Origin of the sequence: Pseudomonas fluorescens, from assembly GCF_001902145.1 — a bacterium.
GTDB classification, from domain to species: Bacteria; Pseudomonadota; Gammaproteobacteria; order Pseudomonadales; family Pseudomonadaceae; genus Aquipseudomonas; species Aquipseudomonas fluorescens_BV.
The window spans coordinates 30,862-53,445 of record NZ_MRST01000011.1; the positions used below are offsets into that span (position 1 = coordinate 30,862).

The window sequence follows — 22,584 nt, forward strand, 5'->3', positions numbered from 1 at the left end:
GACGGCATGCATCCGTTAAACTGTCGGGCATTCACTACAAAGATGCCGCTCAAACCCGGGGTTTGAGCGGCATTTGTTTTTCTGGAAAGTCCGTTATGAAACGAGAACACGTCAAAGCCCGCCATGCCGAAGGGCAGATTTCAGCCACCCATGTCATCCAGAACCCAGCCGACTTGGGCGAGTGGATCGTATTTTTCAAGAAGAGCGGCGGGCGCAGCTACTTCTTGGTGGACGAGCAGGATGAGGTCGAGTCATTTGCTCGTCTGGATGACCTGATCGAAACCCTGCGTGGCCTGGGGATCAAGTTCGCTGAAGTGCACCTGTAGCACCGTTACTTGCAGACCACCACCACGCTGCGGCCTTTGAAGTTGCCCACGTCCTGGCCCAGGGTCTTGTCGCTTTCCTTGAGTGCCGGCGTGCCATTGGTGCCAACGATGCGGTAACCGGTGCCTGCGCAGGATGCGTCCGCCTTCTCGTAGCAACTGGCCCATGAATTGGCCTCTCCCGAGCAGTCGATGGTCAAGCCTTGTTCGCCATTTTTCAGCAAGGTGTCGGAAGCGGTGGTGCAGCCGGCGAGTGCCAGAACCGCAGTCAGTGCCAGGATATTTTTCATAGAGGTTCGTCATCGAGGGTATTGGAAGGGCGCGCTGACACTGTCGTGGCGTTGTTGAAGGTTATAGCGAACTGCCATCTAGGTACAGACAAACAAAAAAGCCCCGCTTAACGGGGCTTTCAGAGCAGTGCAACGAGGCTTACTTGGTTTTCGGCCGCTTGCTCGATGCATGGCCTGCCTCATCCACAAACACTTCGGCTACGGCACTCGCCATGCTTTCGGTCTCGAATACGCCGGCAACGCTGTCACCGTGAAAATTGATCAAGTGCCAGCCGTCTGCTCGCTTCGTGATCAGGTAGCCGTTTACACCTTTTGGTTCTGACATCTGTTGGCAATCTCGTGGTCTTGGTTCAAGGCGTCCATGATAGCGCCAAATGCCGGGGCAGGGCGCAAGTTGTTGCAGGTCAGTGCCTGGGGGGCAAAAGCATGCTAAAACCATTGCAGCCCTGTTAAACAAGGGCCAAGGCGGATTCTGGCTGACCGTTGGTGACACCCATTGCAGGATCAGCGGAACTTACGCCGACATTTTTTCTCTATGATGACATCGCAACGCCAGCAGGACCCCATTGTAAGGTGACTGCGGCCTGATTAGACTGCGCCGAATTCCGTACGCACAGCCCTTTGTAAGGACTCATATGATCAAGAAATGCTTGTTCCCAGCAGCCGGTTACGGCACTCGCTTCTTGCCAGCGACCAAAGCCATGCCCAAGGAAATGCTGCCAGTGGTGAACAAGCCACTGATTCAGTACGGTGTGGAAGAGGCTCTGGATGCCGGGTTGAACGAGATCTCCATCGTCACGGGTCGTGGTAAGCGCGCGCTGGAAGACCACTTCGACATCAGCTACGAGCTGGAAAACCAGATCAAGGGCACCGACAAGGAAAAATACCTGGTCGGTATCCGTAAGTTGCTCGACGAGTGCTCGTTCTCCTACACCCGTCAGACTCAGATGAAAGGCCTCGGCCACGCCATCCTTACTGGTCGCCCGCTGATCGGTGACGAGCCGTTCGCCGTGGTCCTGGCGGATGACTTGTGCGTCAACCTGGAAGGCGACGGTGTGCTGACCCAGATGGTCAAGCTCTACCAGAAATACCGTTGCACCATCGTTGCGGTGATGGAAGTCAACCCGACCGAAACCAATAAGTACGGTGTTATCGCCGGCGACGATATTGGCGATGGCCTGATCCGCGTACGCGACATGGTCGAGAAGCCAGCGCCGGAAGACGCGCCATCGAACCTGGCGATCATCGGTCGTTACATCCTCACGCCGGACATCTTCAAGCTGATCGAAGAGACCGAGCCAGGCAAGGGCGGCGAGATCCAGATCACCGACGCTCTGCTCAAGCAAGCCAAAGACGGTTGCGTGATTGCCTACAAGTTCAAGGGCCAGCGTTTCGACTGCGGCGGCGCTGAGGGCTACATCGAAGCGACCAACTTCTGCTACGAGCATTTCTACAAGACGGGCAAGGCTTACTGATCCACGCTTGCCGGTACGTTTTAAGCGAAAGCCACCTTCGGGTGGCTTTTTCGTTTTTCAGCCCCATGTAAGTCGGTATGCTGGTGTACTGCCGAGGAGAGTGAAATGGCCTACGATTTTGACCTGTATGTAATTGGCGCCGGTTCCGGCGGTGTTCGCGCGGCGCGCTTTGCCGCGGGCTTTGGCGCCAAGGTGGCTGTGGCCGAGAGCCGCTACCTGGGCGGCACCTGTGTGAACGTCGGCTGCGTACCAAAGAAGCTGTTGGTGTACGGCGCGCATTTTGCCGAAGATTTTGAGCAGGCCAGCGGCTTTGGCTGGTCCCTGGGCGAGGCTAACTTTGATTGGGCGACCTTGATCGCCAACAAGGATCGCGAGATCAACCGCCTCAACGGTATCTATCGCAACCTGTTGGTCAACAGCGGCGTGACCCTGCATGAAGGACATGCGCGCCTGGTCGATGCCCATCAGGTGGAGATCAACGGTGAGCGCTTCACTGCCAAGCACATCCTGATCGCCACCGGCGGCTGGCCACTGATCCCTGAGATTCCAGGGCGCGAGCACGCCATTGGCTCCAATGAGGCATTCTTCCTTAAAGAGCTGCCCAAGCGCGTGCTGGTAGTGGGTGGTGGTTATATCGCCGTTGAGTTCGCCGGCATTTTCCATGGCTTGGGCGCACACACTTCATTGCTGTATCGCGGCGACCTGTTTTTGCGCGGCTTTGACGGTTCGGTGCGCAAACATCTGCAAGAAGAGTTGACCAAGCGCGGCCTGGACTTGCAGTTCAATGCCGACATTGAGCGCATCGACAAGCAAGCCGACGGCAGCCTCAAGGCCACCTTGAAGGATGGCCGCGTGCTGGAAGCCGATTGCGTGTTCTACGCCACTGGCCGCCGTCCGATGCTGGATAACCTGGGCTTGGAAAATACCGGGGTCAAACTGGACGAGCGCGGTTTCGTCGCGGTGGATGATCTCTACCAGACCGCCGAGCCGTCGATCCTGGCAATAGGCGATGTGATTGGTCGTGTGCAACTGACGCCGGTGGCCCTGGCTGAAGGCATGGCCGTGGCGCGGCGATTGTTCAAGCCCGAGCAATACCGTGCGGTGGATTACGCCAATATCGCGACAGCGGTGTTCAGCCTGCCGAATATCGGCACAGTCGGCCTGACAGAAGAAGATGCACGCAAAAATGGCCACAACGTGCAGATCTTTGAAAGCCGGTTCCGGCCGATGAAGCTGACCCTGACCGATTGCCAGGAAAAGACCTTGATGAAGCTGGTGGTCGACGCCGACACCGACAAAGTACTGGGTTGCCACATGGTCGGCCCGGAGGCGGGTGAGATCGTGCAAGGGCTGGCGATCGCGCTCAAGGCGGGCGCGACCAAACAGCATTTCGATGAAACCATAGGCGTGCATCCTACGGCGGCGGAAGAATTCGTCACCATGCGCACGCCTGTAGCGGACTGATCAGGTTGGCTCTGCAGCCTCTGGCGCCGTTGCAACGACGGTCGCCAGGCGCAGGGCTTCGATGCTTGCCTGGGCCTTGATCAGGTCCAGCTCAAGCGCCTTGTTGTGCTGCTGATACTCAAGCAGTGACGCTTGGCGCGATTGGCTGTCCAGCACGGCAACCCGTAGGCGTTCCTGGAGCAGGGTGCGTTCGCTGTCGATCTGGCTGAGCTGCTCCTTGAGTTTCAGCTGTAGCGCCTGGTCCTGGCGAGCTTGCTCCTGCAGCGCATTCAATTCCTTGGTTGTCACTCGCTGCTCACTCAGCAGGCGCTCGTTGTCGCGATGCAGTTGGGTGATTTCGTCCTGGCGCACCAGTGCGCTTTGCTGCGCCTGACGCAATTCGGCCTGTACCTGTTGCAACTGGCCCTCATGGCGGCGCTGTTCCTGCTCGCGCTGCTCCTTGATGGCAGTGCGGTAATGCTCAAGCGCATCGCGGGCGTGCAGGTGTTTTTCTTCCAGTGAGCGAATTTGCTCGTCCTTGTCGTTGAGCCTTAGCTCGTAGTCGCTGCACGCCTGGCTCAGCCCGGCGTTACGGGTTTGCTCGGTCTGCAGGCTGGTGCTGGCGGTTTGCAGCGCCGCGCTTTCTTCAGCGAGGGCAGCGGCCTGGATATCAAATTGCTGTTTGAGCTGGGTGTGCGCCTCTTCCAGGGTTTCTACCTGGGCGAGCAGGGCGGCTTTTTGTTGCTCGAATTGCCCCAGGGCCAGGTCGATCGGCTCTTGGGCCTTCTCTTTCAGGCGTTGGGAAAGGCGTGCGACTAGCTCGCCCAGCTCATCATCAATTGGGGCTTGGGTGATGGTCTGGCGCGTCTCGCTTTCGTCCAGCTCTTTCAAATAGCGATGGATGGTGGTTTTCGAGCCGGTATTGCCCATTTCGATACGCACCGCATCGATGCTGGGGTTTTCGCCACGGGCGAGGATCGCCAGGCGTGCCGTTTGCACTACTGCTTTGTTTATGCCGCCGCGAGCCATGGGGTCTCCGTCGATTTAGTACTGTGGTACATAGTATGTATATACATACTATATCATGATTGAAAATTCGTTGAAATTCATGATTTAACAGATGGGATATTGGCGTATTATCCCGTGTCATAAGCATTTTCATCAGTCATCCACCTGTCAGCAGTACGAAAAGACGCCTATGAGCGACCTGGACCGATATCTCAACGCCGCCACCCGCGACAACACGCGCCGCAGCTACCGCGCGGCCATCGAGCATTTCGAAGTCAGTTGGGGAGGGTTCCTGCCGGCCACCAGCGACAGCGTGGCGCGCTACCTCGTGGCGCATGCCGGGGTGTTAGCAGTCAACACCTTGAAACTGCGTCTCTCGGCCTTGGCTCAATGGCATACCAGCCAAGGGTTTGCCGACCCGACGAAGGCGCCGGTGGTACGCAAGGTGCTCAAGGGCATCCGCGCCGTGCACCCGGCGCGGGAGCGCCAGGCCGAGCCTTTGCAGCTCACGCAGTTGGAGCAAGTAATCGCTGCCCTGGACATTGAAGCCAAACAGGCCAGCGAGCATCACGACCAGCCGCGATTGCTGCGGGCCAAGCGCGACGCTGCGCTGATTCTGCTGGGCTTCTGGCGCGGCTTTCGCAGTGATGAGCTGTGCCGATTAAGCATTGAGCACGTGAAAGCCGTGCCAGGCGCAGGCATCAGCCTGTACTTGCCACGCAGCAAAAGTGACCGTGACAACCTCGGTAAAACCTACCAGACCCCAGCGTTGCTGCGGCTGTGCCCGGTACAGGCTTATAGCGTGTGGCTCAGCGCCTCGGCTTTGGTGCGCGGCCCGGTGTTTCGCGGCATTGACCGCTGGGGCAACCTGGGTGAGAAGGGCTTGCACCCCAACAGTGTGATCCCGTTATTGCGCCAGGCCCTTGAGCGCGCAGGCATCCCCGCCGAGCAATACACCAGCCACTCCCTGCGTCGGGGCTTTGCCACTTGGGCGCACCGCAGCGGCTGGGATTTGAAGTCGCTGATGAGTTACGTCGGCTGGAACGACATGAAATCTGCGATGCGCTATGTTGAAGCAACGCCGTTTCTGGGCATGACGTTGGCAACCCAGCCGCTGATTTGAAATTCTTTCTATTAATAGGGTCACTTGATAGAGAAAGCCAATCGTCAGCATCAGGTTTGCCAATGAGCCATCGACCGAAAGAGCCGGTAGGATTCACCTCATCAACTTCTTAACCCCTGACGGAGAGTCAACGATGCCTATCATCAACAGCCAAGTAAAACCGTTTAAAGCCACCGCTTTCAAAAACGGCAGCTTCGTCGATGTGACCGACGCTGACCTGAAAGGCAAGTGGTCGGTTGTATTCTTCTACCCAGCCGACTTCACCTTCGTCTGCCCAACCGAACTGGAAGACCTGGCTGACAACTACGCCGAATTCCAGAAGCTGGGCGTCGAAATCTACAGCGTTTCCACCGACACCCACTTTGCCCACGCTGCTTGGCACAACACCTCGCCAGCCATCGGCAAAATCCAGTACACCATGATCGGCGACCCAACCCTGACCATCTCCCGCAACTTCGACGTACTGATCGAAGAAGCTGGCCTGGCAGACCGCGGCACCTTCGTGATCAACCCAGAAGGTCAGATCAAGATCGTTGAACTGAACGACGGTGGTGTAGGCCGTGACGCTTCCGAGCTGCTGCGCAAGATCAAGGCCGCTCAGTACGTGGCTGCCCACCCGGGTGAAGTCTGCCCAGCCAAGTGGAAAGAAGGCGAGGCCACTCTGGCGCCGTCTCTGGACCTGGTCGGCAAGATCTAAGTCTGTGAACGCGTATCAAGGGCGGGTATCCGCACTTAAGTAAGCTGCATCCGCCCTCAGAACGCCCGGGCGAGATTCGCTCGGGCGTTTTTTTGTCTGCAATAAACCGAATGAACAGGAAATCGCCCGTATGTTGGACGCCAATCTTAAAGCTCAGTTGAAGTCATACCTGGAACGGGTCACCCAGCCGATCGAGATCGTCGCCTCCCTCGACGACGGTGCGAAATCCCAGGAAATGCTTGCTCTTTTGCAGGACGTAACCAGCCTCTCCACGCTGATTACTCTGAACACCGATGGCAATGATGCGCGCAAGCCATCGTTCTCCATCAACCGCCCGGGTGCCGAGATCAACCTGCGTTTCGCCGGCATCCCCATGGGCCATGAATTTACTTCGCTGGTGTTGGCCCTGTTGCAAGTCGGTGGCCACCCGTCGAAGGCCAGTGTCGAGGTGATTGAACAGATCCGCGCCCTCAAAGGCGAGTTCAGCTTCGAGACCTACTTCTCGCTGTCGTGCCAGAACTGCCCGGACGTGGTCCAGGCGCTGAACCTGATGGCGGTGCTGAACCCCAACATTCGCCACGTTGCGATTGATGGCGCGCTGTTCCAGGCTGAAGTCGATGAGCGCCAGATCATGGCGGTCCCAAGTGTCTACTTGAACGGGGTCAACTTTGGCCAGGGCCGTATGGGCCTGGAAGAAATCCTCGCCAAACTTGACACCAGTGGTATCGAGAAAGCCGCGGAGAAAATCAGCGCCAAGGATGCCTTCGACGTCCTGGTAGTTGGCGGTGGCCCGGCCGGGTCTTCGGCTGCCATCTATGCGGCACGTAAAGGTATTCGTACCGGTGTGGCGGCTGAACGCTTTGGTGGCCAGGTGCTGGACACCATGTCCATCGAGAACTTTATCTCGGTACAGGAAACCGAAGGGCCGAAACTGGCCAGTGCACTGGAAGCCCACGTGCGTCAGTACGACGTGGATATCATGAACCTGCAACGCGCCAGTAGCTTGATTCCGGCAAAAAATGCCGGTGAGCTGCACGAAATTCGCTTCGAAAGCGGTGCGACCCTCAAGTCCAAGACCGTGATCCTGGCCACCGGCGCCCGCTGGAGAGAGATGGGTGTGCCCGGCGAGCAGGAATACAAGGCCAAGGGCGTGTGCTTCTGCCCGCATTGCGATGGCCCGCTGTTCAAGGGCAAGCGTGTGGCGGTGATCGGCGGCGGTAACTCCGGCGTGGAAGCGGCCATTGACCTGGCCGGTATCGTCAGCCATGTCACCTTGCTTGAATTCGACAGCAAGCTGCGCGCCGATGCCGTGTTGCAACGCAAGCTCTACAGCCTGCCGAACGTGGATGTGATCACCAGCGCGCTGACCAGTGAAGTCAAAGGCGATGGTCAGAAAGTCACCGGCCTTGCCTACAAGGACCGCGACAGTGGCGAGTTCAAGACTGTCGATCTGGAAGGCATCTTCGTGCAGATTGGCTTGCTGCCCAACACCGACTGGCTCAAAGGCAGCGTAGAGCTGTCGCCGCGTGGCGAGATCATTGTCGATGCCCGTGGCGAGACCTCACTGCCTGGCGTGTTCGCCGCCGGTGACGTAACGACTGTGCCGTACAAGCAGATCGTGATTGCAGTAGGCGAGGGCGCCAAGGCTTCGTTGAGCGCGTTCGATCACTTGATCCGTACCTCTGCTCCGGCGTAATCCTGGGCTGCCAATAAAAAACCCCATGAGCGATCATGGGGTTTTTTGTTGTGCGCGATACGCTTACATCGGCGCCGGCTGGATGATCTCCACCCAATAAGCATCCGGGTCTTTGATGAACGCGAGGCTCTTCATGCGGCCATCCGTCAGGCGTTTCTGGAAATCACAGCCCAAGGCTTCGAAACGTTCGCACGCCGCGACAATGTCCGGCACCGAGATGCAGATATGGCCAAAACCACGCGGGTCGGTGTTGCCGTTGTGGTAGGCAAAGTCGGCATCGTTTTCGGTGCCGTGGTTGTGGGTCAGTTCGAGGATGCCCGGAATCGACTTCATCCACTGGGTGCGCTCGGCCGCGTCGGCCGGGATCTGGGCCTTGTCCACCAGGGCCAGGAAGTACAGGCTGAATTCGGCTTCCGGGAAGTCACGTTTCTCGACCAGGGAGAAACCCAGGATGCGCGTGTAGAAGTCCAGCGACTTGGTGATGTCCTTGACCCGCAACATGGTGTGGTTGAACACAAAGTTCGCCGTGGCGTTGTCGGGTTGGGCAGTGACGCCCGGGAAGGTGTTCAATTCGTGCAGGCTCATGGGCCCTCCAGAAAAAATGTGAGATGAGCGGTCCATTGGCTTGCGGCCTGCTTCCATGCAGGCGGGCCATGATACGCAAGCCGCGCCGGCTGCGCCAAATGAAAAAGCGCGCCCAACCCTTGCGGTCCGCGCGTGCCGGGCCGCACACTTTGCGGCTGGAACCTTGGGTATTTTTTGCAATGATCGAGTTTCGTAGGCCGCTGTTGAGTGCTGTGTGCGTGTTGTTGGGCAGCCCGTTTGTGCTGGCCGCCGAGCCGGAAGTCCATTGGCCCAGCGGTTGGCAGGTCGAGGAAGTCGTGCCTGACGGCGAACTCCCTGTCAAACCCCAAGCAGTGTCCCGGCAACGAGCGATCAAGAATGATGAAAATGGCGCCACGTTGATGGTGATGGAGTTGACCGGGACGCCGATTGAGGCCGGCCATAAAGTTAATCTTCCCGGCGTGTTGCTGGAGATGCGCAAGTCGATCCAGAAAGACTTTGCCCGTGGCGGTTATCAAAGCGTGTGCAGCAAAATGCACCCCACGACATTGAGTCGTCTTGATGCGCTGGAAACTACCTGTGTGATTACCGAGAACGGTCGACACGTATTGTCGCAAACATTAGTCGGTGCGCTGGATGTCGACAAAGCCTATGTTTTTTCATACGCGGGCCAGGCGCAAGCGTACGAGGCGAGCAAGGAGGAAGTCAGTTTGGTGCGTAACAGTCTGAAACTCTGACAGGTTCAAGCTGAGCGAATTTGAACAACATGAACGCTGAGTTAAGTTCGATTCCGAACCGTTAGAGCAAAAAAAGCCCCGCGTATGCGGGGCTATTTTTTAGTGCATGTTTCAACCGCGAAGCCAGGAGTCTACAGTGGCGGCGCCGTACTGCTCTTTCCAGGCTTTGAGGCCGCGGTGGTTGCCACCCTTGGTCTCGATCAGTTCGCCGGTGTGCGGGTTGTGGTAAACCTTGACCACCCGTGCGCGGCGCTGTTTGGGCGCGGCGGCAGCCGGTGCGCCGCCCTTGCGTGGCGCTGGATCGAGGATGGCGATCACATCGCGAAGGCTTTTGTCGTATTTGCCCATCAGCGTCTTGAGCTTTTCTTCGAATTCGATTTCTTTCTTCAGGCCAGCGTCGTTCTTCAAGGATTCCAGCTGGGCAAGCTGCTCTTGAAGGGCTTTTTCTGCTGCGCGAAATTCGGCGAGTCTGGACAAAATCTGTACTCCAATAATGTAGTTGCTGATATCAACTGCAGACAAAGCTATAAGCCAAGAACGTCAAGCCACGTCAACGAAAAAGACCCTTCTGCGAGTTCTGCACAGGCAGAAAAAATTGTAGTAGTTAATTTATCTCGAGTAAATCATGTCTTTTAAAGAAAGACCAATCTTTCATGGTAGGTCGCACAAGGCTATTCAACGATACCCAACGATTTAATGAATTCATCGCAGGGTAATGGTCGACCAAACAGGTAACCCTGTAGGAAATCCACGCCCTGGGCAACGAGGTATTCACACTGTTGGGCTGTTTCTACGCCTTCGGCAACAATGCCTAGATCCAGCTTGACCGACAACTCTATGATGCTGTCGAGAATATGCCGCGACAGCGCATCCGCACCGATCATGGCGACAAAGCTTTGATCGATCTTCAAGTAGTCGACATTGAAATTGCGCAAATAGCCCAAGCTGGAGTGGCCGGTGCCGAAGTCATCAATGGCGATCATGACCCCCATTTGATGCAGCGCCTCGAACAGGCGGCGGGTGGTCTCGGTGGGTTCGATCAGTTCTCGCTCGGTCAACTCCAACACCAGGGTGACCTGGCCGGGTGGGAACGCGGCGAGGAATTCCCGACAGTCCTCCACCAGCGCCATGTCCTGGCAATGGCGCGCTGTGATGTTCACGCCGATATGAAAGCCAGGGCTGAAGCGTGCGGCATGGGGCGCTAATTGCGCGGCGGTCTGGCGCAGCAGGGCGCGGGTCATGGGCACGATCAGGCCAGAGTCTTCGGCCAGGGGAATAAACAGGTCCGGGCGCACCAGGCCTTCTTTGGGATGCTTCCAGCGCATCAGGACCTCACAGCCGGCCCATTGGCGTGTGTCACCCCGCACCACCGGTTGGAAATACGGGATGAACTCATTGGCCCCCAAGGCGCGTAGTAACTCGTGGGTCGGCGCGGACGAGCGTTTTTGCAGCCAGTGAGCGAGCAGTCCCGCCAATATCCCGAAGAACACCACGAGGCTGAACAGCGCTGGATAACGCGCCTGCATGTAGCGCCAGACTTCACCCTCGGGCATCCCGGCCTCGACACTGTATTGATAGCGCTCGGAAGCCAGGCGTTGTGGCGCCACGGCAAATACCGGCAACGCGCCTTGATGCACCTTGCCGTCGGCACCCAGCCAGTTCGGGCCGACATGCAATACCAAGTACGCGTAACGGCTGATCAGGCGCAAGGCGTTGCTGAGGTGGTAACCGTCAACCGAAGCAAACGCGCCTTGATCGCCTTCCACCAGGCGGTACACCAGCAGGGCGGTATCGGGTGTAACAGGGTTGCCTTTCATCAACCACAGGCGCCCATCCACATAGTCGTCCGGGTTGACAGGCGATTGGTAGCGACCGCCAAACAACGAGCTGCAATAGATGTTTTTCTGCCAGGACAGCGTCGTGGCCCGCACAAACGGCCGGCGCGTGACTTGTTCACGTAGCGCCAACTTGGCGGCGCTGTCACAAGGTTTACCGGCCAGCGGCAGCAAAGCCTGGGCAGCGATGGCGGTATTGTCGAGCATCAGGTCGAACTGGCGCACCGCTTCTTGAGCGGTTTGCGCCGTGCTTTGCTCAAGGGTGCGCTCGGCTTGCCAATACAGAATCACAACCCCCAGCAGGATAGGCAATACGCCGCTGGTTGCACTGATGAAATAGCGCGCGGCTCGACTTCGTGGGCCTTTGACGGTCAGGGGCATAGAGGGCAGTCAATCGCGAGTAGAAGAGTGAGATAAGCCGATGATAGATGGCATTACGCAGGCCTGCTCATTTGTTTAAGCGGATTGACCTAGCCGTTCGGTCAGTTGTGCCGGGAATTTCATCTAGGCAACATAAACATCGTTGCAAGAAGTAAGAGACTCAGGACCCATACCCCCTCCAGCTTCTCTCAGTGCCGTGCTAGCCCAATTTTGGCGGGACGGTCGGCGCGTGCCTTTCGAATCTCGGCAGTCGCCTTGCTGCCCTTTAACGACACCACAGGAATTTGCATCAATGAAAAAAATCGCCCTGGCCGTTGCCTTTTGGATGGCTAATAGCGTTGTCGCTCTACCGGCTTTCGCGGCGGACGGCACTATCACCCTGACCGGTGAGATCACCGGCACCACCTGCAGCATTAGTGGCGGGGCAGGCGCTGCGCCTGGCGCCGGGCCGGACTTCGCCATTGCACTGCACAAGGTCCAGACCAGCGCACTCAAGGCCGCCGGCCAGACGGCGGGAGTAAAGCCGTTCTTTATCCAAGTCGGCAGTTGCCCGAAGGATACGGTGGTCGCGGTGTTATTCGAGAGTAGCAGCCCGGCGATCAACCCGGCTACCGGCAACCTGGCCAATCAGGCACCGGCCAAGCCCGGACCCGCAAAGTTCGTTGAAGTACAGATTGTGGACGGCGTCACCAACCAGCCCCTGGACCTTCGACTGGGCCTGAGTTCCAGTACCGCGACAGTGCCTGACGGCGGCGCGGTGACGTTGCCATTTGCGGCGCAATACATTGCCACGGGCACAGCGACAGCCGGCCCGATCAGCACGCAAGTGCTGTATTCCGTGACATTCCCCTGATCAAGGCCAAGGTACCTGGCGACATGCCAGGCCCTGCACAGGCCTTTAAGGACGGACTCATGCTTACCCGCACTTTACTCGTGAGCCTCACCTTGGCGCTTATCGCCAGCTTACCGCCCACGGCCGTCGCGGGCGTGGTGATTGATGGTACACGGCACATCTACCCTCAACAGCGCCGTGAAATCACACTGCGCCTGACCAACGACGACAAACGGGCGCCACGCCTGGTCCAGGTGTGGCTGGACCAAGGCGATGCCACTCGGGATCCCTCCCATAGTGACGTGCCGTTCAGCCTGTCGCCCCCGGTGTTTCGCCTGGATCCGGGTAGAAGCCAGGGGGTGCGGCTGGTCTACACCCAGGATCCGCTGCCGGCAGATCGAGAATCACTGTTCTGGCTCAATGCCCTGGAGATCCCCCCGAAAGTCAACACGGCCGAACTCGACGAGCAAACCCCTGAGGGAAACCACCTGCAGTTTGCTTTTCGCATACGCACCAAAGTGTTTTTTCGCCCGCGTCATTTGCCAGGCAGCGCAGACGAGGCCCCAGCGCAACTGCGTTGGAGCCTGAGGCGCACTGAGCACACAGCCGTACTGCGCGTACATAACCCTACGGCTTATCACGTGACGTTCAACGAGGTGGCACTGGCGCTGGGCCCTCGACCTGACGCCCGCCTGATACCGGTACAGGCAGGCATGGCACCCCCCGGTGCCAGCCTGGAACTGCCTGTACGCGGCGCCCTGCCGACAATCCCGGCAGACGCCCAGGTGCATTTCAAATACATCAATGATTACGGCGCATTCTCTGCGCCGCAGCGAGCTCCCCTGAAGTTCTGACTATGGCTGTTTATTTGCAATCTACGGGTCATCCCTTGTTTACCTGGCTGTGGTGCAACTTACGGCTGATGGTGTCGCTGGGTGTGTTTACCTCCTTATGGCTGCCGGTCGAGGCCGCGCCACTGTTGTTTGATATCGAGGCGTTTACCGGCGGCTTGTCCACTGCCGTGGATATTTCGCGTTTCAATATGGGCAATGTATTGGCGCCTGGGGTCTACCGAGTGGATGTGATACTCAATGGGCAATCGGTGGGGCGCCGTGAGATCAGCTTTGTCTCCCGTGATGGCCAGGACAACGTCGAGCCTTGCCTGAGTGCGCTGGAACTTGCCCAGCTTGGGATCCTACTGCCACCTGCCGAGCGCAACGCCGACACGCCGTGCCGTGATTTTAGTCAATGGATCCCCCTGGCCAGCAGCCAACTCGACATTGAGACCCTGACGCTCGACGTCAGTATCCCGCAGGCCCACCTCAGCCGTGCCGCGCGCGGTTACGTCGACCCGGCCCGCTGGGACAAAGGGCTCGACGTTGCGCTGCTCAATTACACCTTCAGCGCCGCAGCGGTGACTTCGGGTACGGGGGACGATCGGGGTTACCTGGGCCTCAACGGCGGCGTCAACCTGGGCGACTGGCGCCTGCGCCACCAAGGCGGCCAAGCCTGGACCTCCCGCAGCCGATTGTCGCCTTATCAACACACCGCCACGTACCTGCAACGCCCCTTGCCGGCCTGGCGTTCGCAACTGACCGTTGGCGACAGTTTCAGCAACGGCCAAATCCTGGACAGTGTGCGGGTGCGGGGCTTAACCCTGTCGACCGATGACCGCATGCTGGCGCCTTCGCAACAAGGCTATGCACCGCAGGTACGCGGCATCGCCGACAGCAACGCCACGGTGACGGTGCGCCAGAATGGCTACACGATCTACGAAACCCAGGTTGCCCCGGGACCCTTTGTCATCGACGATCTGTACCCCACGGGCTACGGTGGCGATCTTAATGTCAGCGTCACCGAAGTGGATGGGCGCCGCACCACCTTTGTCGTGCCGTATTCCGTGGCCCCACAGCTGCTGCGCCAGGGCGCCACCCACTACAGCACCACCTTGGGCCAAGTGCAGCAACGCGGGGTCAGTGATGCCAGCTCCCTGGTATTTCAAGGCACACTGCAGCACGGCCTTACCGATGGCCTGAGCCTGTACGGCGGTAGTACATTTTCCCAGGGTTACTTACAGGGCAAGGCCGGGCTGGCGATGAGTACGCCCATCGGCGCATTTGCACTAGACACCACGCACTCGCGCACCCGCATTGAGGGCAATGGGGTGGTTGGCGGACACAGTTGGGGCCTGGCCTACAACAAGAACCTGCCGTTCTCCGGAACGCATTTTGCGCTGGGCGCCTACCGCTTCTCCACGGCCGGTTACCTGAGCCTGCCGGATGCGTTGAATGTGCAGGAAATGGCGCGCCAGCATGGGAACATCGAGCGATATGCCCGACAGAAAAGCCGCCTCGACCTGACGATCAGCCAGCAAATGGGGGACGGCACCCTGAGCCTGTACGGCAGTTCGGTTGACTATTGGGCGGGTCGGCAAGGTCGCCAGACATCGTTCACGCTCAGTTATGGATCACGCTGGAAGCGGCTCAACTGGAATATTTCGGCGCAGCGCTCAAGGGTCAGCGATACCCACCAACCCAGCGATCGTGACCACAGTGACGCGATCTTCTTCGGCCGCACGCTGCAACCCGCACGTGTCGATAATCATCTGGCGCTCACCCTGTCGATGCCGTTGGGCCAGGGCACATCGGCGCCGACCCTCAGCAGCGGGTTGTCGCGCGACACCGGTGAATCAAAGGGCAGTCAACAGCAAGTGGGCATCAACGGGTTGCTCGGCGAGGCGGCAGAGGCGCACTACGGCCTGGCGGGCAGCCGCGGCACGGGGAGCCAGGCCGGTTCCAGCTTCAATGCCTACGCCGGGTATCGCAGCAGCACGGCCAACCTGCGCGCAGGTTACGGCCAGAGTGGCAACAATGCGCAAGTGTCCATGAGTGCCGACGGCGGGCTGATTGCCCATGGTGGTGGCGTGACCCTCTCGCAAAGCCTCGGTGAAGCCTCGGCACTGGTGTATGCGCCGGATGCCCAGGGTGCGCAGATCGGGGGCGGTGTACGTATCGACACGCACGGTTACGGCGTGTTGCCGAGCTTGCGGGCCTACCATCCCAATGACGTGGCTATCGACCCCGACGGCATGGCCATGGATGTGGAACTCAAGGAATCGAATCACTCGGTGGTACCGACATGGGGCGCGGTGTCGCTGGTCAAGTTCGAAACCGTCAGTGGCCGTGCGGTGGTGATCAAGGCGACCCATCGAAACGGTCAGCCACTGCCTTTTGCCGCTCAGGTGTTCGACGAGCAGGGCAGGGAGGTCGGGGTGATCGGGCAAGCCGGCAAGGCATTTGTGCGTGGCGTGGCCGACCAAGGCACGTTGACCGTACGCTGGACCGAGGCGGCGAGTGACCGCTGTTATATCCAGTATCGCCTGCCACCGCACCCACCGGGGCACCGTCAGGAAAATGCCGACCAACTGGTCAGCCAATGCCACGTCAACACCGCTAACGATGAGGTCAGCAGCCGATGATCAGCCCCTGTACGCAACGTTTGGCGGCGTTTGTAATGATGGCCTGCGTAGTCTTAGTCGGCGCGCCCCATGCCCAGGCCAAGGCAACTTGTACGCCTGCGGCACCGACGGTGCTGTCGGTGCCGCGCATTACCGTGCCCGCCGACGCTGAGGTCGGCCAGGTCCTGGGCAACCCGGACGGCTATCCGGTCGAGGTGACGGATGGGCTGAGGTGCACTTACCCGTCCGACCTTACTATTGAGTATTGGTCTTCCACACGGATTGCTCGGGAAATTCCCTGGACGGGGCGCAACTTCTTCCACTCCGGGGTCTACATGCCGGTGCATCTGACCGGCGTGCGAGGTGTCGGGTTTGCCTTTATGGCGCAGGATCGTGACGTCGGGTCGATGAAATCCGTAACCACTGGGGTTACGGTGTTGCGCGGCCCCCTCCATCCAGGGCTGCCCACGTGGGGCTTGCGCGGACGCGTGTTCTTCGTAGTGACCGGCCCCATCGAGGGCGGCACCGTTACGCCGCGGACCTTCGCAGGCTTGTACCTGTACACCAGCGACACGGCCCACGCGTTCAACTTCGGCAGTGTCGAAGTAGGCCCACCGAGCAAGCCGACCTGCACGGTCTCGACGCCCTCAGTGGCGATCCCGCTGGGCGCGGTGGAGAGTCGGGCGTTCAAGGGCATTGGCAGCGTGGCCGGCAATGCCACCCGCACGATCACCTTGCAATGCGCCGGTGGCGGTGGCGCTGAGGGCGATGTGCTGTTGACCTTGACCGACCAGACCCAACCGGCCAATCGCAGCGACCAACTGACGTTGACCGCCACCTCCACCGCCGAGGGCGTGGCGCTGCAACTTCTGTTTGGCAACCGCCTGATCAGCTACGGCCCCGACGCCGCCGCCATCGGCACACCGAATCAATGGTTGGCGGGCAGCACCGGTAACGGCACCTTCCAGATTCCGTTGACCGCGCGCTACATACAAACCGGCGCCACTGTCAGCCCTGGCACGGCCAACGGGCTGGCAACCTTCACCTTGGCCTATCGGTAGGCGTGATGCTCCGAGCCTTATTGAAATGCCTGTTCGGCCTGGCACTGACAGCTTATATGGCGATGCTGCAGGCGGAAATTGTCATTGATCGCACCCGGCTCGTTTATCCGGCCACGGCACAGGGGGTAACCCTCAACCTGCGCAACGAGGCGGACAGCCCGAGACTGGTGCAGGTGTGGATCGATGAAGGCGACCCCCAGACGGCACCGGAACTGAGTGACGTACCGTTTACTGTCACGCCACCGATCCTGCGAATGGACCCCGGCAAGGCCCGCTCACTGCGGGTGATTTATCACCCGGTACCGAGAAAAGCCATGGCCGAGCCCCAGGAGGGAGTGTATTGGCTGAATGTGCTGGGGATCCGGCCCACCGACGCGGCGAGCCATCAATTGCAACTGGCGTTTCGCACGCGCATCAAACTGTTCCTGCGCCCCAGCGGGTTGCCAGGCAAGGTGGAAGACTCCGTGACGGCGCTGCAATGGCAACTGGCAGACGACCGCCCGGTGCTGCGGGTGCGCAACTCGAGTGCGTTTCATGTGACCTTGTCCAGCGTGGTGCTCAGCCTTGAGGGTGTCGAATACCGCCATGAAAACCCGCCGATGCTGGCGCCGCGCTCAACGGCAGAGTTGATCATGCCGGATTGGGTTGTACCGTGGCGAGGTACGCCGACGCTGCGTTTCACCACATTGGATGACTACGGTGCGACGCGTGAGAGGACGTTGCGCATAGGCAGGTAACTAAGTGAGCGAGGGATACAGCCCCTGCGCCAGCGCGATGAATGCCAGGGTCGCCGGGGAAGACTGACGCCGGTCCAGCACAGCAAGCCCGATCCGACGCGGCACCCGCGGCGCCAATGGCAACGCCACATAACGCGAGTCGGCATGTTCCGGCAATGAAGCCTGCGCGACCACACTCAAGCCATCGCCACGGCTGACCGCCTCCAACGTACTGAGCAACTGCGCGCAGCGGTACCGCACGTTGGGTTGCAATCGAGCCTGGCTGAACAAGCGCATCACCAGCTCAGACGAACCGGCCTCAGTCAGGATAAAGGGTTCATCGCAGAGTGCTTGCAAGGTCATGGCCTCACTGGCGGCCAACCGGTGACCGGCCGGTAGCAGCGCCACCAGTTGATCCTCCAGCAACGCGACCGTATCGAAGCGTTCCTGCTCCAGCACCACAAAACCGATATCCACCCGGCGCTCATCCAGCCATTGGATAACCTGGCGATCAGGCCCTTCATCCACATGCACTTCAATACCCGGATAATCCTGGCGAAAGCGGCTGAGGATAGGCGGTAACAACCGAATCGACGCGGTTGGCCCGAACGAGCCGATACGCAGCGTGCCACGCTTCATCCCGCGTGCATCCGCCGCTTCCTGCTGCAAGGTGTTGGCCAACCCCAGCATTGCCCGAGCGCGCCCCAGCAATTGCGCGCCGATCTCGCTCAGTTCCACCGCCGTCTGATGGCGCCGGAACAACTCCACCCCCAGTTCCTGCTCCAAGGCCTTGATCGCGTGGGACACCGCCGACTGGCTGATACCCAGGCGATGCGCCGCACTGGTAAAACCTTGCAGTTCGGCCACCAGAGAAAAGATTTCCAGCTGGGTCAGGGTCATGAGTAAAGGCTCATTTTACGATGAGGAATGATTAGCGAAAGAATACGCCAATCTTCCCGTCACCTGAGCATTGCCTTATGCGTCACGTCGCCGATGGCCTCACTTATCTGAAGCTTGCCGCTGTCACCATGATCTGGGGCGGCACCTTTGTCGCCGGGCGCTATCTGGCCGATCAGGTCGACCCGTTGCTGGCCGCCACCCTGCGATTTACCTTGGCCAGCGCTGCATTGCTGCTGTTCATGGTCGCCTCGCGCACGCCCTTGGTACGTCCCAGCCTGGGCCAATGGGTGCAATTGGTGGTATTGGGGTTCTTCGGGATCTACTTTTACAACTTGTGCTTCTTTTATGGGCTGCATTACATCAATGCATCACGCGCCTCGTTGATTGTCGCGTTGAACCCGGCGGTGATCGGCCTTGCGTCCTGGTGGTTGTTCAAGGAGCGCCTGGGGCGGATCAAATTGATCGGTATCGCGCTCTGCCTGGCCGGCGCGGTGACCGTCATCATCAGTCGCAGTCCCCAGGCATTGCAGGGCGCGACCATGACGTGGGCCGGTGACTTGTTGATCCTCGGCTGCGTGGCGGGGTGGGGCGTTTACACATTGTTCTCCCGTGGGCTCAATCAGAGCCTGGGGCCGCTGCAGACGGTGACATGGTCGGTGTTGCTGGGCACGCTGATGCTGAGCGTTACGGCGCTGGTTTCACCCAGTGTGACTGTTGACGGGCTTGATACCATTCATCTGCCGCAACTGCTCAGCCTGATGTACCTGGGCGTGTTGGGCTCGGCGCTGGCGTACATCGGCTATTACGATGGCATTCGGCGCATAGGCGCCACACGCGCCGGCGTGTTCATCGCGCTCAACCCGTTGACGGCGGTCATCTGCGGCGCGGTGCTGCTGGACGAACCGCTGACGATGCCAATGTTACTGGGCGGCGCAGTCATCCTGCTGGGCATCTACCTGTGCAACAAACCCCTTGCGCGGGGCAGGGCAATGGGGATTTGATAAGAGTACGGACAAACTTGGTTACGCTGTGTAGAATCGGTTTACGCATACAAGAATATGGACTTGCGCTCACGCAAGCCTCGGCCGTCAGAGACTGATGACACCATGAAGCTACTTGGCTCCCCCCTCATCTTTGGTGACTTCCTCGCCCGCAGCGTGCGAGGCCTTTCTTGTGCGCCACCCTCCAGCCTCATCCTTGCTCGCAACTAAACAATTGCTACCCACAAGAATGATGAGGCACCGAACATGACCGACCAACTCGACAACCCAATGGGCCTGATGGGCTTTGAATTCATCGAATTTGCATCGCCCACCCCAGGCACCCTGGAGCCGATCTTCGAGATCATGGGCTTCACCAAAGTGGCGACCCACCGTTCCAAGAACGTGCACCTGTATCGCCAGGGCGAGATCAACCTGATCCTCAACAACGAACCCGACAGCCTGGCCTCGTATTTCGCGGCCGAGCACGGCCCGTCCGTGTGCGGCATGGCGTTCCGCGTCAAGGACTCGCAGCAGGCTTACAAACGTGCCCTGGAACTGGGTGCCCAGCCGATCCACATCGACACCGGCCCGATGGAGTTGAACCTGCCGGCGATCAAAGGCATTGGCGGTTCGCCGTTGTACCTGATCGACCGTTTCGGCGAAGGCAACTCGATCTACGACATCGACTTCGTCTACCTCGAGGGTGTTGATCGCAACCCGGTAGGCGCTGGCCTGAAGGTCATCGACCACCTGACCCACAACGTCTATCGCGGGCGCATGATCTATTGGGCCAACTTCTACGAGAAGTTGTTCAACTTCCGCGAAGCGCGTTATTTCGATATCAAGGGCGAGTACACCGGCCTGACCTCCAAGGCCATGAGCGCACCGGACGGCCAGATCCGTATCCCGTTGAACGAGGAGTCGTCCAAGGGCGCCGGGCAGATCGAAGAGTTCCTGATGCAGTTCAACGGCGAGGGTATCCAGCACGTTGCGTTCCTCACCGACGACCTGGTCAAGACCTGGGATGCACTGAAGAAGATCGGCATGCGCTTCATGACGGCGCCGCCAGACACTTATTACGAAATGCTTGAAGGCCGCCTGCCGAACCACGGTGAGCCGGTCGACCAGTTGCAATCGCGCGGCATCCTGCTGGATGGCTCGTCGATTGCCGGTGACAAGCGGCTTCTGTTGCAGATCTTCTCGGAAACCCTGATGGGCCCGGTGTTCTTCGAATTCATCCAGCGCAAAGGCGACGATGGGTTTGGCGAGGGCAACTTCAAGGCATTGTTCGAGTCGATCGAGCGCGATCAGGTGCGCCGTGGGGTCTTGACCGCCGACTGATCCATGTGAGGCCGGGCAGGCTGTTCCGGCGCTTCAAGCAAAGGCTCCGTATCGAAAGGTACGGAGCTTTTTTTTGCCTGCCAAACAGGTCCGACCGATTTGGTAACAGACAAAACCTTGGGGGCAAAGGAACAGAATTGGCGTGGCTTCCACTCACGAGTGACGCCAGAGCTGATCTTCTCCCGCGTCGCAACCTTGAGTTTCGCGAACCCCAATTTTTGAGGAAAGACTGATTATGACAAGACAAACTCTGGCGGCTGCAGTGCTCGCTTTGTGCGGCTTCGCTGCCAGCTCCGCGCATGCGGCAGACGGTACCATCACGATCACCGGCTCGGTCAGTGGCACCACCTGCACCATCAGCGGCGGTACCGGGGCCTCGCCAGGTTCAGGCGCCAACTTTCCGGTAGTGCTTGACCGGGTGCAAACGTCGTCCCTCAGGGCGGCAGGCGATACGGCAGGCGCCAAGCGCTACTTTGTGTATGTTGGCGGCTCGGGCGGGTGCCCGAACGGTACCAAGGTTGCCGTACGTTATGAACCGACCAGCCCTGGCATCAACCCGGCAACCGGCAACCTGCGTAACACGGCGACGGCGACACCCGCCTCCCGGGTGGAGGTACAAATTCTCGATGGGGCTTCCAACACGCCAATGGACTTGCGCACAGGTAATAACTCGACCGTTGCCACCGTTACCAGTGGTCTGGCGACCTTGCCGTTTTACGCACGCTACATTGCCAACGGCGGAGCGGCAGGCGCGGGCAATGTCACCAGCAGCGTGCAGTACTCGGTCACCTTTCCTTGATGCAGCCAGGCTGATGACCACTGCGTTTGTTGCCTGAGATCCTCGCTCGACCCAACGGTCGGGCGCAGGACAACTGTTTTCAAGGATTACCGGATGCAGGATTTACTGATGTGCTTAAGTCGTCGCGCAGTGTGGGTCGCGCTGAGCCTGGCCCTAGGGATGGCCTCGCACGGGGTGCACGCGGGTGTGGTTATCGACGGTACGCGACAGATTTACCCCGAGCAGCGACGCGAGGTCACCGTGCGGGTGACCAATGATGACAAACACGCGCCCCGCCTCGTCCAGGCGTGGCTGGACGCAGGAGACCCACAGGCAGCGCCGTCGCAGAGCGATGTGCCTTTCGTCCTATCTCCCCCGGTGTTTCGCCTGGACTCAGGCAAAAGCCAGTCCATGCGCCTGTCCTACACCAAGGCAGCGCTGCCTACGGATAGAGAGTCACTGTTCTGGTTGAATGTACTTGAGGTCCCTGGCACTACCAATGAGTTTGATCCCACGCTTGAAGACAGCCAGCGGAACCACTTCAAGTTTGCGTTCCGTATCCGTACGAAAGTGTTTTTTCGCCCCGCGCAGTTATCTGGAACACCCGAGGAGGCGCCAGGGCTGTTGCGCTGGTCCCTGGAACGGGGCGCCCAGGGCCGCGTGATACAGGTGCATAACCCCTCGGCGTATCACGTCACCTTCAACGACATTGTCCTGCTCATGGGCTCTGGCCCCGAAGCGGAAAAACTGTCCCTGGCGGAGGGCATGGTGGAACCGGGGGGGACGTTGAAGGTGCCGGTGCCGAAAGCCGCGAAGGTAATACCCGCCGATGCGCGGGTGGATTTCACTTATATCAACGATTTCGGCGGCTTTTCATCCGCGCAGCCTGCTGTATTGCACCGCTGAACGCGGCCCCGAAACGTTGCTGATGGCAAGCAAACGTA

General features: G+C 59.4%; 23 protein-coding genes. 16 read left to right on the plus strand and 7 right to left on the minus strand.

The window, feature by feature from the left end; genetic code table 11:
* Positions 1–95: 95 nt before the first annotated feature.
* Positions 96–326, plus strand: coding sequence for a hypothetical protein (locus BUE92_RS00925; protein WP_003191314.1), 231 nt, complete (start codon positions 96–98; stop codon positions 324–326).
* 5 nt (positions 327–331) lie between these two features.
* On the opposite strand, the gene BUE92_RS00930 is transcribed toward BUE92_RS00925, so the two are convergent.
* Positions 332–613: a hypothetical protein gene (locus BUE92_RS00930; RefSeq protein WP_073521568.1), complete on the minus strand. Its 282-nt coding sequence runs from the start codon at positions 611–613 to the stop codon at positions 332–334.
* Between the two features lie 139 nt (positions 614–752).
* Positions 753–938 carry a hypothetical protein gene (locus BUE92_RS00935; protein ID WP_073521569.1) on the minus strand — a complete coding sequence of 62 codons (186 nt, stop codon included), beginning with the start codon at positions 936–938 and terminating at the stop codon, positions 753–755.
* Positions 939–1,248: 310 nt separating this feature from the next.
* On the opposite strand from BUE92_RS00935, the gene galU reads away from it, so the two are divergent.
* Together galU and gorA are read left to right on the plus strand one after the other, a co-directional pair.
* Positions 1,249–2,088 carry a UTP--glucose-1-phosphate uridylyltransferase GalU gene (gene galU / locus BUE92_RS00940; RefSeq protein ID WP_003173830.1) on the plus strand — a complete coding sequence of 280 codons (840 nt, stop codon included), beginning with the start codon at positions 1,249–1,251 and terminating at the stop codon, positions 2,086–2,088.
* Positions 2,089–2,193: 105 nt separating this feature from the next.
* Entirely contained in the window at positions 2,194–3,552 is a 1,359-nt protein-coding gene (gene gorA / locus BUE92_RS00945; RefSeq protein ID WP_073521570.1) for a glutathione-disulfide reductase, read from the plus strand.
* Here the strand turns inward: gorA and BUE92_RS00950 are convergent, their stop codons facing one another.
* The gene (locus BUE92_RS00950) at positions 3,553–4,560 is read right to left on the minus strand and encodes a DNA-binding protein (RefSeq protein WP_073521571.1); all 1,008 of its coding nucleotides are present in this window, start codon (positions 4,558–4,560) and stop codon (positions 3,553–3,555) included.
* A 169-nt stretch (positions 4,561–4,729) separates the two neighbouring features.
* Between BUE92_RS00950 and BUE92_RS00955 the strand changes: the two genes are divergently transcribed.
* The 3 genes from BUE92_RS00955 (at position 4,730) to ahpF (ending at position 8,055) form a co-directional block, all read left to right on the plus strand.
* Positions 4,730–5,662 carry a site-specific integrase gene (locus BUE92_RS00955; RefSeq protein ID WP_073521572.1) on the plus strand — a complete coding sequence of 311 codons (933 nt, stop codon included), beginning with the start codon at positions 4,730–4,732 and terminating at the stop codon, positions 5,660–5,662.
* A gap of 133 nt (positions 5,663–5,795) precedes the next feature.
* Complete coding sequence (gene ahpC, locus BUE92_RS00960; RefSeq protein WP_003191303.1) at positions 5,796–6,359, plus strand: alkyl hydroperoxide reductase subunit C; 564 nt, start codon at positions 5,796–5,798, stop codon at positions 6,357–6,359.
* 130 nt (positions 6,360–6,489) lie between these two features.
* A complete protein-coding gene (ahpF, locus tag BUE92_RS00965; RefSeq protein ID WP_073521573.1) occupies positions 6,490–8,055 on the plus strand; it encodes an alkyl hydroperoxide reductase subunit F in 1,566 nt (521 codons plus the stop codon).
* A gap of 63 nt (positions 8,056–8,118) precedes the next feature.
* On the opposite strand, the gene gloA is transcribed toward ahpF, so the two are convergent.
* Positions 8,119–8,640 (minus strand): lactoylglutathione lyase, encoded by a 522-nt coding sequence (gene gloA, locus BUE92_RS00970; protein ID WP_003191301.1) that lies wholly within the window; start codon positions 8,638–8,640, stop codon positions 8,119–8,121.
* A gap of 179 nt (positions 8,641–8,819) precedes the next feature.
* Between gloA and BUE92_RS00975 the strand changes: the two genes are divergently transcribed.
* Positions 8,820–9,356, plus strand: coding sequence for a DUF4946 domain-containing protein (locus BUE92_RS00975; RefSeq protein WP_073521590.1), 537 nt, complete (start codon positions 8,820–8,822; stop codon positions 9,354–9,356).
* 111 nt (positions 9,357–9,467) lie between these two features.
* Here the strand turns inward: BUE92_RS00975 and BUE92_RS00980 are convergent, their stop codons facing one another.
* On the minus strand, positions 9,468–9,833 hold the full coding sequence (locus tag BUE92_RS00980; RefSeq protein ID WP_014718508.1) for a histone-like nucleoid-structuring protein, MvaT/MvaU family: 366 nt from the start codon (positions 9,831–9,833) through the stop codon (positions 9,468–9,470).
* A gap of 194 nt (positions 9,834–10,027) precedes the next feature.
* Positions 10,028–11,572, minus strand: coding sequence for an EAL domain-containing protein (locus tag BUE92_RS00985; RefSeq protein WP_073521574.1), 1,545 nt, complete (start codon positions 11,570–11,572; stop codon positions 10,028–10,030).
* A gap of 292 nt (positions 11,573–11,864) precedes the next feature.
* On the opposite strand from BUE92_RS00985, the gene BUE92_RS00990 reads away from it, so the two are divergent.
* The 5 genes from BUE92_RS00990 to BUE92_RS01010 all read left to right on the plus strand — a co-directional run bounded on the left by BUE92_RS00990 (position 11,865) and on the right by BUE92_RS01010 (position 17,659).
* Complete coding sequence (locus BUE92_RS00990; RefSeq protein ID WP_073521575.1) at positions 11,865–12,425, plus strand: fimbrial protein; 561 nt, start codon at positions 11,865–11,867, stop codon at positions 12,423–12,425.
* A gap of 59 nt (positions 12,426–12,484) precedes the next feature.
* Complete coding sequence (locus BUE92_RS00995) at positions 12,485–13,258, plus strand: fimbria/pilus periplasmic chaperone (protein WP_073521576.1); 774 nt, start codon at positions 12,485–12,487, stop codon at positions 13,256–13,258.
* 83 nt (positions 13,259–13,341) lie between these two features.
* Positions 13,342–15,882 (plus strand): fimbria/pilus outer membrane usher protein, encoded by a 2,541-nt coding sequence (locus tag BUE92_RS01000; protein WP_256673920.1) that lies wholly within the window; start codon positions 13,342–13,344, stop codon positions 15,880–15,882.
* A complete protein-coding gene (locus BUE92_RS27355; protein WP_081372152.1) occupies positions 15,879–16,922 on the plus strand; it encodes a fimbrial protein in 1,044 nt (347 codons plus the stop codon). Before BUE92_RS01000 ends, BUE92_RS27355 begins: the two co-directional genes overlap by 4 nt.
* 5 nt (positions 16,923–16,927) lie before the next feature.
* Positions 16,928–17,659 carry a fimbrial biogenesis chaperone gene (locus BUE92_RS01010; RefSeq protein ID WP_081372153.1) on the plus strand — a complete coding sequence of 244 codons (732 nt, stop codon included), beginning with the start codon at positions 16,928–16,930 and terminating at the stop codon, positions 17,657–17,659.
* Here the strand turns inward: BUE92_RS01010 and BUE92_RS01015 are convergent, their stop codons facing one another.
* On the minus strand, positions 17,660–18,538 hold the full coding sequence (locus BUE92_RS01015) for a LysR family transcriptional regulator (RefSeq protein ID WP_073521578.1): 879 nt from the start codon (positions 18,536–18,538) through the stop codon (positions 17,660–17,662).
* A gap of 77 nt (positions 18,539–18,615) precedes the next feature.
* On the opposite strand from BUE92_RS01015, the gene BUE92_RS01020 reads away from it, so the two are divergent.
* The 4 genes from BUE92_RS01020 (at position 18,616) to BUE92_RS01035 (ending at position 22,546) form a co-directional block, all read left to right on the plus strand.
* Positions 18,616–19,539 carry a DMT family transporter gene (locus BUE92_RS01020; protein ID WP_073521579.1) on the plus strand — a complete coding sequence of 308 codons (924 nt, stop codon included), beginning with the start codon at positions 18,616–18,618 and terminating at the stop codon, positions 19,537–19,539.
* Between the two features lie 246 nt (positions 19,540–19,785).
* A complete protein-coding gene (hppD, locus tag BUE92_RS01025) occupies positions 19,786–20,862 on the plus strand; it encodes a 4-hydroxyphenylpyruvate dioxygenase (protein WP_073521580.1) in 1,077 nt (358 codons plus the stop codon).
* A 235-nt stretch (positions 20,863–21,097) separates the two neighbouring features.
* Positions 21,098–21,661, plus strand: coding sequence for a fimbrial protein (locus BUE92_RS01030; protein ID WP_073521581.1), 564 nt, complete (start codon positions 21,098–21,100; stop codon positions 21,659–21,661).
* A gap of 93 nt (positions 21,662–21,754) precedes the next feature.
* Positions 21,755–22,546 (plus strand): fimbrial biogenesis chaperone, encoded by a 792-nt coding sequence (locus BUE92_RS01035; protein ID WP_073521582.1) that lies wholly within the window; start codon positions 21,755–21,757, stop codon positions 22,544–22,546.
* Positions 22,547–22,584 lie beyond the last annotated feature (38 nt).

Excerpts from the sequence above, each read along its gene's own strand:
- BUE92_RS01030 (WP_073521581.1), top strand. The coding sequence starts at position 21,098 with ATGACAAGACAAACTCTGGCGGCTGCAGTGCTCGCTTTGTGCGGCTTC.
- BUE92_RS00950 (WP_073521571.1), bottom strand. The coding sequence starts at position 4,560 with ATGGCTCGCGGCGGCATAAACAAAGCAGTAGTGCAAACGGCACGCCTG.
- BUE92_RS00985 (WP_073521574.1), bottom strand. The coding sequence starts at position 11,572 with ATGCCCCTGACCGTCAAAGGCCCACGAAGTCGAGCCGCGCGCTATTTC.
- BUE92_RS01015 (WP_073521578.1), bottom strand. The coding sequence starts at position 18,538 with ATGACCCTGACCCAGCTGGAAATCTTTTCTCTGGTGGCCGAACTGCAA.
- BUE92_RS00990 (WP_073521575.1), top strand. The coding sequence starts at position 11,865 with ATGAAAAAAATCGCCCTGGCCGTTGCCTTTTGGATGGCTAATAGCGTT.
- galU (WP_003173830.1), top strand. The coding sequence starts at position 1,249 with ATGATCAAGAAATGCTTGTTCCCAGCAGCCGGTTACGGCACTCGCTTC.
- BUE92_RS01010 (WP_081372153.1), top strand. The coding sequence starts at position 16,928 with ATGCTCCGAGCCTTATTGAAATGCCTGTTCGGCCTGGCACTGACAGCT.
- BUE92_RS00930 (WP_073521568.1), bottom strand. The coding sequence starts at position 613 with ATGAAAAATATCCTGGCACTGACTGCGGTTCTGGCACTCGCCGGCTGC.
- BUE92_RS00955 (WP_073521572.1), top strand. The coding sequence starts at position 4,730 with ATGAGCGACCTGGACCGATATCTCAACGCCGCCACCCGCGACAACACG.
- BUE92_RS01035 (WP_073521582.1), top strand. The coding sequence starts at position 21,755 with ATGCAGGATTTACTGATGTGCTTAAGTCGTCGCGCAGTGTGGGTCGCG.
- BUE92_RS27355 (WP_081372152.1), top strand. The coding sequence starts at position 15,879 with ATGATCAGCCCCTGTACGCAACGTTTGGCGGCGTTTGTAATGATGGCC.
- BUE92_RS01020 (WP_073521579.1), top strand. The coding sequence starts at position 18,616 with ATGCGTCACGTCGCCGATGGCCTCACTTATCTGAAGCTTGCCGCTGTC.
- BUE92_RS00975 (WP_073521590.1), top strand. The coding sequence starts at position 8,820 with ATGATCGAGTTTCGTAGGCCGCTGTTGAGTGCTGTGTGCGTGTTGTTG.
- gorA (WP_073521570.1), top strand. The coding sequence starts at position 2,194 with ATGGCCTACGATTTTGACCTGTATGTAATTGGCGCCGGTTCCGGCGGT.
- gloA (WP_003191301.1), bottom strand. The coding sequence starts at position 8,640 with ATGAGCCTGCACGAATTGAACACCTTCCCGGGCGTCACTGCCCAACCC.
- BUE92_RS00935 (WP_073521569.1), bottom strand. The coding sequence starts at position 938 with ATGTCAGAACCAAAAGGTGTAAACGGCTACCTGATCACGAAGCGAGCA.
- ahpF (WP_073521573.1), top strand. The coding sequence starts at position 6,490 with ATGTTGGACGCCAATCTTAAAGCTCAGTTGAAGTCATACCTGGAACGG.
- BUE92_RS00995 (WP_073521576.1), top strand. The coding sequence starts at position 12,485 with ATGCTTACCCGCACTTTACTCGTGAGCCTCACCTTGGCGCTTATCGCC.
- ahpC (WP_003191303.1), top strand. The coding sequence starts at position 5,796 with ATGCCTATCATCAACAGCCAAGTAAAACCGTTTAAAGCCACCGCTTTC.
- hppD (WP_073521580.1), top strand. The coding sequence starts at position 19,786 with ATGACCGACCAACTCGACAACCCAATGGGCCTGATGGGCTTTGAATTC.
- BUE92_RS00925 (WP_003191314.1), top strand. The coding sequence starts at position 96 with ATGAAACGAGAACACGTCAAAGCCCGCCATGCCGAAGGGCAGATTTCA.